The sequence below is a fragment of the Proteus hauseri genome (genome assembly GCF_040139125.1).
Taxonomy (GTDB): domain Bacteria; phylum Pseudomonadota; class Gammaproteobacteria; order Enterobacterales; family Enterobacteriaceae; genus Proteus; species Proteus hauseri_B.
Genome location: NZ_JBEEUB010000002.1, coordinates 562,150 through 574,860, shown reverse-complemented (window position 1 = coordinate 574,860; position 12,711 = coordinate 562,150). Strand labels below are relative to the sequence as shown.

11 protein-coding genes are annotated in these 12,711 nt (G+C 39.2%); 1 reads left to right on the top strand and 10 read right to left on the bottom strand.

The annotated features are described in order from the left end of the window. Positions 1-6: 6 nt before the first annotated feature. From pncC to gpt, 9 genes are all read right to left on the bottom strand, one after another. Positions 7-513: a nicotinamide-nucleotide amidase gene (pncC, locus tag ABN099_RS05610; RefSeq protein ID WP_349462693.1), complete on the bottom strand. Its 507-nt coding sequence runs from the start codon at positions 511-513 to the stop codon at positions 7-9. A 36-nt stretch (positions 514-549) separates the two neighbouring features. Further along, positions 550-1,749, bottom strand: a complete 1,200-nt coding sequence (lplT, locus tag ABN099_RS05605; RefSeq protein WP_349462692.1) for a lysophospholipid transporter LplT — start codon at positions 1,747-1,749, stop codon at positions 550-552. Next, the gene (gene aas / locus ABN099_RS05600; RefSeq protein WP_349462691.1) at positions 1,749-3,908 is read right to left on the bottom strand and encodes a bifunctional acyl-ACP--phospholipid O-acyltransferase/long-chain-fatty-acid--ACP ligase; all 2,160 of its coding nucleotides are present in this window, start codon (positions 3,906-3,908) and stop codon (positions 1,749-1,751) included. The genes lplT and aas overlap by 1 nt, the downstream gene beginning before the upstream one ends. Positions 3,909-4,010: 102 nt before the next feature. Beyond that, positions 4,011-4,523 (bottom strand): shikimate kinase AroL, encoded by a 513-nt coding sequence (aroL, locus tag ABN099_RS05595; protein ID WP_349462690.1) that lies wholly within the window; start codon positions 4,521-4,523, stop codon positions 4,011-4,013. 147 nt (positions 4,524-4,670) lie between these two features. Continuing rightward, the gene (gene proA / locus ABN099_RS05590) at positions 4,671-5,924 is read right to left on the bottom strand and encodes a glutamate-5-semialdehyde dehydrogenase (protein WP_349462689.1); all 1,254 of its coding nucleotides are present in this window, start codon (positions 5,922-5,924) and stop codon (positions 4,671-4,673) included. A gap of 12 nt (positions 5,925-5,936) precedes the next feature. Then, on the bottom strand, positions 5,937-7,040 hold the full coding sequence (gene proB / locus ABN099_RS05585) for a glutamate 5-kinase (protein WP_349462688.1): 1,104 nt from the start codon (positions 7,038-7,040) through the stop codon (positions 5,937-5,939). A 111-nt stretch (positions 7,041-7,151) separates the two neighbouring features. Then, the gene (gene crl, locus ABN099_RS05580; RefSeq protein ID WP_349462687.1) at positions 7,152-7,553 is read right to left on the bottom strand and encodes a sigma factor-binding protein Crl; all 402 of its coding nucleotides are present in this window, start codon (positions 7,551-7,553) and stop codon (positions 7,152-7,154) included. Positions 7,554-7,624: 71 nt separating this feature from the next. Next, positions 7,625-8,875, bottom strand: coding sequence for an esterase FrsA (gene frsA / locus ABN099_RS05575; RefSeq protein WP_349462686.1), 1,251 nt, complete (start codon positions 8,873-8,875; stop codon positions 7,625-7,627). A 244-nt stretch (positions 8,876-9,119) separates the two neighbouring features. Further along, entirely contained in the window at positions 9,120-9,581 is a 462-nt protein-coding gene (gene gpt, locus ABN099_RS05570) for a xanthine phosphoribosyltransferase (protein ID WP_349462685.1), read from the bottom strand. Positions 9,582-9,933: 352 nt separating this feature from the next. Here gpt and pepD point away from each other — a divergent pair, with 352 nt between their 5' ends. Then, positions 9,934-11,391, top strand: coding sequence for a beta-Ala-His dipeptidase (gene pepD / locus ABN099_RS05565; RefSeq protein ID WP_349462684.1), 1,458 nt, complete (start codon positions 9,934-9,936; stop codon positions 11,389-11,391). A 98-nt stretch (positions 11,392-11,489) separates the two neighbouring features. Here pepD and dinB read toward each other — a convergent pair whose 3' ends face one another. Then, positions 11,490-12,545, bottom strand: a complete 1,056-nt coding sequence (gene dinB, locus ABN099_RS05560; RefSeq protein ID WP_349462683.1) for a DNA polymerase IV — start codon at positions 12,543-12,545, stop codon at positions 11,490-11,492. Positions 12,546-12,711: the final 166 nt, after the last annotated feature.

Here is a 12,711-nt window from a genome sequence, read left to right as displayed (position 1 = left end):
ATCAAGTTAATTATTGATAATTTCTTTAAGTATTGATTTTAAAGAAAAAACAACTGATTCTGCTCTTACTTGCTCACGTGAGCCCGTAAATATACAGTATTTTGCACTAACATGAATACCCTTTGGTGTTCTTGTTGCAAAACCAAACCAAACTAGCCCAACTGGTTTTTCTGGACTTCCACCACCAGGACCAGCAATGCCACTAACAGAGACGGCAAAATCAGCATTGGCGGCTAATAATGCGCCCTTTGCCATTTGGCAAACAACCTCTTCGCTCACAGCACCATGTTCAAGTAACGTTTGTTCACTCACACCAATCATTTCATGTTTGGCTTCATTACTGTAAGTGACAAAGCCACGGTGATAATAGTCAGAACTCCCTGCTATATCTGTGATGACTTTGGCAATCCATCCACCAGTGCAAGATTCTGCTGTTGTTAATGTACTCTGTTTTTCAATTAATGCTTTACCAACCTCAATACTAAGGTGGGTCATTTCATCATAATTTATCATTAAGGTGTTTTTAACCTCTATTCAAAATTCAAATGCTTAAGATTTCTTTCTTGTGCAATCCCATAACCATAAGCCACCGATAGCCAACGCGAAAATCGCACCAAAACCAATACCAACAGTGACAACAGAAATACCAAAACTTGTCACAAGAGAGAACAGTCCTAACATTAATAGCATGGCAGAATTTTCGCCAAGATTTTGCACCGCAATGGCATTACCAGCACCAACACTGTGCTTTCCTTTGTCTTGCAATAAAGCATTCAATGGAACCACAAAGAAACCACCAAAAATACCGATGATAATTAAAATTAAATAAGATGGGATTATTGTGGTCTGTAGGGAAAAATAGACCACACCAAGACCAATTAACACACCAGCTGGCATACAACGGCGCACTGTTTTTAATGTAACAAACTTAGCAGCTAAACCAGCACCAACGACAATACCAATGGCGACCATCGCATTTAAAACTGTCGGTGTTGTGTTATCCGTCATACCCAATGCAATAGGCACCCACTGTACTAGTAAGAAGCGTAAAGTAACGCCCGCACCCCAAAACATACTTGTGCCGACTAAAGAAAAACGACTCTCTTTATCGCCCCATAATGTTTTACAAGCATCAATAAATTGAGTGAACATTTTTTTAATGTTCCAGCCTCTACCTATTTGAGCCGCTGATAATTTTGGAATGCCAAAGTTAAAAAATACAGCCAGTGCATACATAGCAGCACATACACCCAAGGCAAATATAATGCTCCAATCAGATAACAGTCCACCAATGACTGAACCCAATAAAATTGCAGCAATAGTTGATGCTTCCATTAATCCATTAGCTTTAACTAATCTTGCACCATCCGTTAGCTCACCTAAAATGCCATATTTAGCTGGTGAGTAAACCGCGGCACCAATACCAACTAAGGCATATCCCAAGAAAGGATCAGAACCAACACAAATCAGAAATGCACCAACAAATTTTAAAATATTTCCGCTAAGCATCACCCTACCTTTAGGGTGACGGTCAGCAACTTGTCCAACAAAAGGGGCTAATAAAATAAAAGCCAGCACAAAAACCATTTGTAAGACAGGTTGGCTCCATTCAGGATAAAGAGCCGATTTAAACTGTGCTAATATCGCAAAAAGTAAAGCATTATCAGCAAACGCCGAAAGAAATTGCGATAAAAGTACAGCTTTCATTCCCTTACTCATTAAAGGAGGCTGGCTGATCTTTTCTGACATTAGCTATTTTCCTGTTCAGCACGTTTTTTCAATGAAACAAAATCCGTTTTTCCACTTCCTAGCACAGGAATTTCTTTGATAAAACGGATATCTTTCGGAACAGCAATTTCAGCTACGCCTTCTGATTTTGCAATTGTAGATAGTTGGCTTCTATCGAGCTGTTTGTCTGTGGTAAATAGCACTAGCGATTCACCTCTGCGCACATCGCTAATTGTCACAACAGCGTGTTCTCCTGATGAAGCTTTACGAGCAAGTTGCTCGACACCTTCAAGAGAAACCATTTCACCCGCTATTTTTGCAAAACGTTTTACTCTACCTTTAATAGTACAAAAGCCTTCGCTATCAATTGTGACTATATCGCCAGTATCGTACCAACCTTCTTCTTCAATGCCTTCAGCATTTATCGCCACAGGAACTTCTAATTTTTCTGGTGCTTCAACTCTTAAGTAGCCTTTCATCACATTAGGGCCTCGTAATTGCAAACGTCCCCCTTCTGTAATTCCTGATACCGGGATTAAGCGCCATTCCATAGCTGGTAGCAAACGTCCAACGGTGTGTGCTTTTGCACTCATAGGAACATTAATAGAAACGACAGGAGCACACTCAGTTACGCCATATCCTTCTAAAATACGAATACCAAATTTCTCTTGCCATAATAACCGAGTTGCTTCAGAAAGTTTTTCAGCACCAGCAACAACATATCTCACTCGGGTAAAATCATAAGGATGTGCAAACTTACCGTAGTTACCTAAAAATGTTGAAGTACCAAATAACACTGTACAGTTTTGATCATAAACTAACTCAGGAACCACACGATAATGTAACGGGCTTGGATAAAGGAATACTCTCGCCCCCAAACAAATCGGTGTTAATAAACAAGCTGTTAAACCAAATGCATGGAATAACGGCAATGCAGACATAAAACGATCTCGCGGAGAAAAATCAGCAATAGCGCGAATTTGATCAACGTTGGCAAGTAAACTTGAATGACTATGAACAACACCTTTAGGTGTGCCTTCAGAGCCTGAAGTAAACAAGATAACAGCAGCGTCATCGGCGTTTTGCGGCAACATTGCTTTATGCGGCATTAAAAGATGTTTAGCAATCCAGCGTTTATCTTCACTTGTCATACTATCTTTTAAATCTTCAAGATAGATCCAGTTAGCTTCTGGTGTTTGCTCAGGAATATGTAATAAATTCCCTTTTTCTAAAAATTGGCGAGACGTAAAAATAGTTTTAATTGATGCGGCTTTCATCGCATTTTGTACACCTAAACTTCCTGCGGTGTAATTTAACATTGCAACAATACGTTGACGCATAGTAGCACCAAACAGTGCCGCTGCGGTTACCGTTGTATTTGGCAACAACAACCCGATGCGCTCGTTAGGCTCTGTATAACGCTCAATTAGCCGACTCATACCTAATGATTTTTTCAGCAACCCATTGTAACTATCTTCTTTTAGGTTGATATCAGATATTAGCGGACTAAAGCGTCCATATTGAGACATTGCTCGCAAGAAAGCTTCATAAAGTGTTATTTCCGCACGAGTTTGCATGATAGCGTCCATCATAATGTCGCGCAGCATTTCACCCGCTAATCGACGACGTTCTGAGGATTTCTCAGCTTCTGGCATTGGAAGGTCAAGCGCTGGTAATACTTTAATAGTGAATTGAGGAAAAAATTTCCATTTCATATTGAGGCTTTTGCGCACTCGAGAGAAATAGCTAAATTCCGCGCCTTCAATTCTAACAGGAACAACTTTAGCGCCCGATTTTGCAGCGATAAATGCAGCCCCTTCATAAATTTTCATTAATCCATTGGTTACTGTAATTCGCCCCTCAGGGAAAATGACGACAGGTCGACCTTTCTCAACTTCTTTTACAAGTTGGCGTACAGCCATGGGATTAGCAGGATCTAGGGGAACAATATCAGCATAACGACCTAACCATTTAGTCGTTTTAGCTGTTGCAACTGAGGTATAAACAGCAAATACGGGATTAATCGGTAAGAATAAACGTAATAATATGCCGTCAATATAAGAAGTATGATTCGGCGTGATTATACATTTTTCATATTGTGAAAACTGGTTAACAAGTCCTTCAATTCTTACTCTAAATAAGAATTTAAATAGTGTTTTAAAAAACGCTATCAACATCATATCCATATCTCATTTTGCTATAATTAGCCTTACTATAAATAGGATATGATGAAAATAAAATAGATGTGACCTGTTTTCCCCTTGAATCAGACGACTTCCCAGTTATTTTGGTAATTTTGTGAGAATTATCTTAATAATTTCGCTTATTGATAGTCCCGCATCAACAATAATATCAGAACACTGTAAATAGAGAGGCTCACGCTCTGTAAGCACACCTTGCATTTCGTTTAATAATGTTTTCCCAGTTAAACTTGGTCTTTGAGCGGTATTAGGATCATCAGATAAACGAGTGATTAATGTCTCTAGAGATGCCTGTAAATAAATTATGACACCTGATGATTTCATATAAGCACGGTTTTTATCTGCTAATACCATACCTCCACCTGTAGAAATTACGCGATTTGGCTGACTAACTTGGATTAATGCATCAGATTCTATTTGTCGAAAAAAATCCCAGCCTTTTTGCTCTACCATAGATGATATAGTTTGTTGATATTTATTAGTTATCCAATAATCCGTATCAATAAATTCATGATTTAAAGAGAGAGAAAGCGCTTTACCTACTGTTGTTTTTCCTGCACCCCGAGGACCGATCAGGTAAACGATATTTTCCATAAAATGCACTATCTCCATAGTGTGTGCCCCTTAAGGGGTGTAATAAATAATTTACAATATGTAAAGTGTAAATCATCATACCTAACAATAAAAAAAAATAAAGCCACACTTTATAAAAAAGTATGGCTCAATCAAAGATACGTGCTATCAACGACGTAAAGTATTATCGCCGTAACCAATCCACTTATACGTTGTCAGTGCATCTAATCCCATAGGACCTCTTGCATGAAGTTTTTGTGTACTCACAGCAACTTCAGCGCCTAGACCAAATTGACCACCATCAGTAAATCGAGTACTTGCATTAACATAAACAGCCGCAGAGTCTACTTGGCGTACAAATCGATCTGCATTAGCGATAGATTGCGTTAAAATTGCATCAGAGTGTGCCGTACCATAGTGACGAATATGCTTAATAGCAGCCGTTAAGTCGCTAACAACTTCAACATTCAGATCCAGAGATAACCACTCATCGCAGTAATCAGCATCTTTCACATCAACAATGTTTGCATGACCTTTTTTTAGCCCTGCTAATGCTTTTTCGCTAGCGTGTAAAGTGACATATTGAGCTGCCATAGCATCACTTAATTGCGGTAGAAAAGTCTCAGCAATTTTTTCATGGATCAATAAAGTTTCAAGTGAATTACATGCACTTGGACGCTGAACCTTCGCATTAACAATGACAGTTAACGCTTTTTCTAAATCAGCGCTTTCATCAACAAAAGTATGGCAAACACCAATTCCACCTGTAATAACAGGAATGGTAGATTGTTCACGACACAATTTATGTAATCCTGCACCACCACGAGGGATCAGCATATCAATATATTGATCCATTTTTAGCATTTGAGCGACTAATTCGCGGTCGGGTTTATCTATTGCTTGAACTGCTGCACCCGGAATTGCGCACTGCTCTAATGCTTGTTGAATAACAGCAACAACGGCTTGGTTAGTATGGTGTGTCTCTTTACCACCACGGAGGATCGCCGCATTACCTGTTTTTAGGCATAAAGAAGCTACATCAATGGTGACATTTGGGCGAGCTTCATAAATAACACCCACAACACCTAATGGAACACGACGACGTTCTAAACGTAATCCGCTGTCTAGCATACGCCCATCAATAATTTGACCAACCGGATCTTCTAAGCGACAAACTTGGCGCACATCATCAGCGATAGCTTTTAAACGTTCCGTTGTTAGTAATAAGCGATCAAGCATTGCGCTATTAATATTCGTATCGCGGGCGGCTTGCATATCTTTTTCATTTGCGGCAAGAATTTGCGCTTCTTGCTGCTCTAATAAGTCAGCCATGACTAACAATGCCTGATTTTTCTGCTCGGTTGAAAGCTGCGCTAAGTGCCAAGAAGCTTCTCTTGCGGCTTTACCCATTTGTTCTAACATATTGATGAACCCTTAACTGACAATCATATCATCACGATGCACAGCCACACTGCCATACTCGTAGCCTAATATTTGACTGATCTCTTGTGAATGATGCCCTGCAATTAAACGTAATGCATCACTATTGTAATGCGCGACACCATGAGCAAGATCTTTTCCCTGCAAGCTTTGAATACGGATAACAGATCCACGGGAAAAATCACCTTTAATCTCTTTAATACCTTTAGGTAGCAAAGAGCTGCCCTTCTCTTTAATCGCTTTTTCTGCACCTTCATCAACGACAACAACACCCGCTATCGGTGCGCCAAAAATCCATCTTTTGCGTGTTTCAAGAGGACTTTTTAAACCATGAAATAGTGTTCCTACAGGCTCACCATTAATCACTTTTGCAATAACTTCAGGTTGAATACCTGCGGCAATAACAACATCAATTCCCGCACGTCCTGCAACGGTAGCGGCTTGAAGCTTAGTCGCCATTCCACCAGTACCTAAACCTGACACGCTATCACCCGCTACTTGGCGTAATTCATCGTTGATATCAAAGACTTCAGGAATTAATTTAGCATCAGGGTTACTACGAGGATCTGCGGTATAAAGACCTTCTATATCAGTAAGTAACAGCAGTTTATCCGCACCACCTAAAATAGCAGCGAGTGCAGATAAATTATCGTTATCACCTACTTTAATTTCTGCGGTTGCTACTGCATCATTCTCGTTGATAACAGGAATAATACGGTTATCTAATAAGGCATTTAGCGTATCTCGCGCATTTAAAAAACGCTCTCTGTCTTCAATATCAGCGCGTGTTAATAGCATTTGCCCAATATGAATACCATAAATTGCAAATAGCTGTTTCCATACTTGAATTAATGCGCTTTGTCCCACGGCGGCTAATAATTGTTTAGAAGCTATCGTTGCGGGTAAGTCGGGGTAATTCAAATACTCACGTCCGGCAGCAATTGCGCCAGAAGTGACAATTATAATGCGGTGCCCTTGTTCGTGTTGTTTTGCACATTGGCGAACCAACTCAACGATGTGAGATTGATTCAGACGTCGTGAACCACCAGTAAGTACACTTGTCCCTAGTTTAACAACCAGCGTTTGGCTGCTACTCATAACATTTACCATTTTTGTTGATTTAAAAGATCATACACAGTTTTATCAGGAGAGAGGCGTTATGCCAACCGACATAACGCAAAATCTATGAAAAGTTGCCCTAACACAAAATTAGGGCTTAAGGGGAAGAGAAAGTTTGTTCATTTTTTCATCAGGTAATAGTGACATCTCTAATTCGGTTACCGCAGCTTGTAAAAAACCATGAAAGCGAATGAGTGTTTCATTTATTGATTCTGTAACATCATTTTTATTTATTGTCTGATTAATCCAGTCACCATTTTTATCAAATAGGCCAACTTGATAATAATAAACAAGCTGCTCATTGTTGCGTTTTAATTCCATCCACCAGCCCCAAAACTCACGTTTTTCTGGTGCGACTTTCTTATTAACACAAACAGCTAAACAGTCGAAAAAGAACTGGCTATCTTTGCATTGTTGCTCTCGGATATAAGGTCCAATTTTAGCAAAACGCTTTAACAACTTACCTTGGGTAGGGTTCAAAGATGAAGTCATAAATTCAGTCTCCTTAGAGACCCTACTGTTATCTAATCTAATATAATTAGCAAGTTATTGTTTAAAATTAATTATATTAATTTATCATAGATCCAATCTGCGCTCTTTTGTAACGCCAGCTCTAATCCCTCATAAAGAGGCTTTTCATTAATAGCGAGAATATCGCCATCCATTGAAGAACGAGCAATTAACTGAGCATCCTCTTTAGGGCTAATTTCATCCCCTTTCCAATAAACACCCATCATAGGGACAGGAATTCGTCTGCCAATTAATCCTTGGTTTTTTAAAGAATAACTACTTAATGATAAACGTAGATTATTTTCGTCTATATTCCATAGCCCTAATCGACTCGCTAAAACATCAAGATACATCACTGGGATTTTTTTCTGTAACTCAGCCTGAGTAAAGAAAGCATGAATTAACGGTCCTAGCGCCACAACACCTTTGATTAATTTAGGATAAATATATGCCAAGCGAACCGCTATATTGGCACCAAAACGAAACCCCATGACTCCGACTCGAGTATGATCCACCCAAGGTACTTCAGAGAGTTGAGTTAATACTTCACCCTGTAGCTGGCAAGTATCTTCAGTCAGTTTCTGTTTTGATGAATAACCAATTGAAGGCATGTCTACCGTCAGCATTGCGATACCTTTCGGTGAAAGGTAATCCCTAAAAAAGCTAACATAGTCACTTTGAAGACCATCTAATCCACCACAAAAGATAACGGTAGGATAAGGTCCTCGGCAATCTTTAGGCAGATGAAGAAAACCTGTGGTGTTTCCTTTTCCAGCTAATTTAAACGTTAATTTTTTCACTTCAAAAGAAGAGAACTTCATTGAGTTTTCAAATGCTTTCATTGCCAATACAACAGCTTGATCCGCAAGAAAATCACCATTAATGAAAGGATAAGCAGCAATACTATAAAGGTTAGCAGCACGTAACCAGCAATCTGCGGCAGCGTCTCCAGACTCTTCTCGCAACGCTTTTTGTTGCCAAATCATCGCTTGGTGTGACCATTCAAACGACCAGCCACCACGACGATAACCAACAATAGTATCAATAAATTTATCATCACTACGAGGTGCATCAAGAACCGCGATGCGACTAAGCACTTCTTCTATTTCAATCGGAGAAATACCACGCCAAATCCATAGTAATCGCTGAATAGTTCGATACCAATTCTGTTGACTCGTCCCATTTAGTATCGAATGCGTATTGATGTTGGTTTTTGGGTGCGTGTACTGTATTAACGTGGATGTTTCTGCATGCCTTGCACGGGGTTTAAACAGTGTCTCAGAAAGATTGGTATTATTTGCCATATCACTCATCAATCAGTGGGTATCCAATAAAAGGTGGCTAAAAGAGTTTGGTTTCATCATAGCATGAAATCATCTTGTTCAGTGCTAATCGCGCCATTCAATAGCACTCAGAAATAAGATTACTCATGATAAAAATAGGGCTGACAGGATATATAGGCAAAAAAAATCCCCACATTAAAAATGCGAGGATCTTTTTGTATAGCCATCATTAGGTTGTAATTTAAATTAATGACTCACTATAGAATTATTTTTGATCACACACTGGTGGAATAAAAACAACACCCATATCCCAAGGTTGTTCAATCCAAGTGTTTTGAGGAATAGCAACCACAAAGTCGTCAACCAATGGGCTACCTTCTGGTTTAGCGAAAATAGTCACAAAGTGTGCTTTTGGATACATATCACGGATAACTTTAGCAGTACCACCAGTATCGACTAAATCATCAACAACGATAAAGCCTTCACCATCACCTTCTGCTTTTTTTAAGATTTTGAGGTCACGCTGATGATCGTGATCATAGCTAGAAATGCAGACAGTATCCACATGACGGATACCTAATTCACGAGCAAGTAATGCAGCAGGGACTAATCCCCCACGGCTGACAGCAATAATGCCTGTCCATTGTTCGACTGGTAATAAACGTTGCGCCAATTGACGGGCATGTATTTGCAACATATCCCACGTTACAACATATTTTTCGCTCATAGTATTGTGATCCTAGCTACTTGAATTCGAGAGAAGCTTTTTTTGCGGAAAAAAAGGTTGCGCGAGATTATAGTGATTTAAGCGCCTAAAAACCAGAGAAAAGGTGAGATCTGATGAGATTATCCCCTTTTTTTACCAAAGTATCTTTTTTTGACTATAAAATAAGCTATATGAATTTTAATATTACATAAAGATCTAATTTCTTAGATAGAGAGGTGAATAGAATGACGCATTCATCAAAATAAAATGATATTCTCGGTTATATCGGCGTATAGCGCTCAGAATAATAAAGCTAACCCTTAAGAAAGCGGTAGGCTATTCATAACACAGATGCTGTTATAGGAGATTCATCGTGTCTGAACTATCTACTCTATCCCCACAACCACTATGGGATATTTTTGCAAAAATTTGTTCTATTCCACATCCATCACATCATGAAGAAGCTTTAGCCTCCCATATTCTTTCTTGGGCTGCAGAAAAAGGTCTTTTTGCTGAACGTGATGCTGTTGGTAATATTTTAATTCGCAAACCAGCAACCAAAGGTATGGAAGATCGTAAAATCGTTGTTTTGCAAGCACACTTAGATATGGTGCCGCAAAAAAATAACGATACTGATCACGACTTCACTAAAGATCCTATTCAACCTTATGTTGACGGTGAATGGATCAAAGCAAAAGGTACTACACTGGGCGCGGATAACGGCGTAGGTATGGCATCTGCACTCGCAGTACTGGCTGATGACACCGTAAAACACGGTCCATTAGAAGTGCTGTTAACCATGACAGAAGAAACTGGCATGGATGGCGCTTTCGGTTTACAACCTGGTTGGTTACAAGCTGATATTCTGATCAATACTGACTCAGAAGAAGAAGGCGAAATCTATATGGGTTGTGCTGGTGGTATTGATGTTAAAACCACAGTAAGCCTATCTTATGAAGCTATTCCTGCAAACCACGTAGTAAAACAGCTGGTTTTAAAAGGATTAAATGGCGGTCACTCAGGTGGCGATATCCATTTAGGCTTAGGTAATGCCAATAAATTATTAGCACGTTTCCTTGCTGGTCATGCTGACGAGTTATCACTGAAATTAGTTGATTTCCACGGTGGTACACTGCGTAATGCTATTCCTCGTGAAGCGAATATCGTGTTTGCTATCCCAGTTGAAAACGTTGGCAAACTAGAAGCGCTTAAAGCAAAATTTGAAGCTTTATTAAAAAGCGAATTAGCGATTGCTGAAAAAAATCTGAACGTTGAATTAATTGATACAACAACAGATAAACAAGCATTCTCTGCTGATTGCCAATCTCGTTTTATTAACTTACTCAATGCGATGCCAAACGGTGTTATTCGTATGAGTGATGATGTTGAAGGTGTAGTTGAAACTTCATTAAACGTTGGTGTTGTAAGCATTATTGACGATAAAGTTGAAATTCTGTGCTTAATTCGTTCTCTGATTGATAGCGGTAAAACCTATGTTGTTAGCATGCTAACAGCATTAGCAAAACTCGCTAAAGCAGATATCGAAGCTAAAGGTGGTTACCCAGGTTGGAAACCAGATGCTGACTCTCCAGTCATGCACTTAGTGCGCGATACTTATGAACAACTATTCGATAAAGTACCCAACATTATGGTTATCCACGCAGGTCTTGAATGTGGTCTATTCAAAAAACCTTATCCAGATATGGATATGGTTTCTATTGGACCAACCATTCGTGGCGCACACTCACCAGATGAACGTGTACATATTAAGAGCGTAGGTCAATACTGGCAATTACTGACAGCAATTTTAAAATCTATTCCTGCTAAGTAATTTTCACTCTCTTTCTTACTTAAACCCGCTTAATTGGCGGGTTTTTTGTTGCTAAATCCATAGAGAAATATGCGATGCTAACGATGCTCTAATCATCTCTATAACGATAAAAGAAGCTGTCGCTCAATTTGTGGGTCTTGTAATGTTACGTGAAAACCGACCAATCTCACACCTCTGCCATTTCTGCGCTCATGCCATGCTTGATAAGCAATTTTAACCAGATCTTCTTTTTCTAAAATAGGATGAGTATGTTCTTGTGTTGTAAGTTGAAAATCATCAAATTTTAGCTTTACGCCTTGTCTGGCAATTCTCAAATCTGGCTTTACTTTTATAAGTCGTTTTTCTAATTCGTCATAAAGCCCATCTAATAATGTAAGACACTCATCCCACGAGCTAATATCTTCAGCTAACGTTCGTTCAACCCCCACTGATTTTCTTAATCTATCAGGATTGATGAGCCGCTCATCAATACCATGGCTACGCTCCCACAAATTTTGTCCAAATTTTCCGAGAGCCTTAACTAAGGAGATAACGTCAGTACGGCGAATATCGGCACAGGTTTCTAACCCCATCTCTTGCAGTCGTGCAAAGGTGACTTTCCCTACACCAGGAATTTTATTAAGGGGCAGCGTTAAAATAAAATCATCCATTTGCTCAGGAGTGATAACACATTGCCCATTGGGTTTATTGATATCAGAAGCAATTTTGGCTAAAAACTTAATGGGTGCAATGCCCGCTGATGCTGTTAGGTTTAATTCATCAAATATTTGCTGACGGATTTTTTGAGCGATTAAAGTTGCAGATCCATGACAATGCACACTATCAGAAACATCAAGGTAGGCTTCATCAAGAGAAAGAGGTTCAATAAGCTCAGTATAGCGAGCAAAGATTTGGCGAATTTTTACTGAGGTTTCTTTATATAACGCCATTCTACCAGGTAATACCCTTAAATGAGGACAAAGCTTAAGTGCATTAGCGGTAGACATAGCACTGCGTACACCAAAACGGCGCGCAGGATAATTTGCAGTACAAATAACGCCACGGCTAGATGCATTTCCCCCCACAGCGATCGGAATATCTTTTAGTGCTGGGTTATCTCGCATTTCAATCGCAGCATAGAAACAATCCATATCAACATGAATAATTTTACGCATACAATTCACCTTATTAACTTACTGTTTAAATATACAGTAAATTAATATTAACTACAATTCCTATCCCTATTTACACTCCCTCATTTGGGGAGTTTTTCTCATAAAAATCTGAATAAGTTTGTTTAGTTATAGAATTGTCACAAAGAGATGATAGATTGCTTTTTGC

What these genes read in the sequence shown, in the direction of transcription:
- pncC (WP_349462693.1), bottom strand. Translation starts at nt 513, where the DNA reads ATGATAAATTATGATGAAATGACCCACCTTAGTATTGAGGTTGGTAAA.
- lplT (WP_349462692.1), bottom strand. Translation starts at nt 1,749, where the DNA reads ATGTCAGAAAAGATCAGCCAGCCTCCTTTAATGAGTAAGGGAATGAAA.
- aas (WP_349462691.1), bottom strand. Translation starts at nt 3,908, where the DNA reads ATGATGTTGATAGCGTTTTTTAAAACACTATTTAAATTCTTATTTAGA.
- aroL (WP_349462690.1), bottom strand. Translation starts at nt 4,523, where the DNA reads ATGGAAAATATCGTTTACCTGATCGGTCCTCGGGGTGCAGGAAAAACA.
- proA (WP_349462689.1), bottom strand. Translation starts at nt 5,924, where the DNA reads ATGTTAGAACAAATGGGTAAAGCCGCAAGAGAAGCTTCTTGGCACTTA.
- proB (WP_349462688.1), bottom strand. Translation starts at nt 7,040, where the DNA reads ATGAGTAGCAGCCAAACGCTGGTTGTTAAACTAGGGACAAGTGTACTT.
- crl (WP_349462687.1), bottom strand. Translation starts at nt 7,553, where the DNA reads ATGACTTCATCTTTGAACCCTACCCAAGGTAAGTTGTTAAAGCGTTTT.
- frsA (WP_349462686.1), bottom strand. Translation starts at nt 8,875, where the DNA reads ATGGCAAATAATACCAATCTTTCTGAGACACTGTTTAAACCCCGTGCA.
- gpt (WP_349462685.1), bottom strand. Translation starts at nt 9,581, where the DNA reads ATGAGCGAAAAATATGTTGTAACGTGGGATATGTTGCAAATACATGCC.
- dinB (WP_349462683.1), bottom strand. Translation starts at nt 12,545, where the DNA reads ATGCGTAAAATTATTCATGTTGATATGGATTGTTTCTATGCTGCGATT.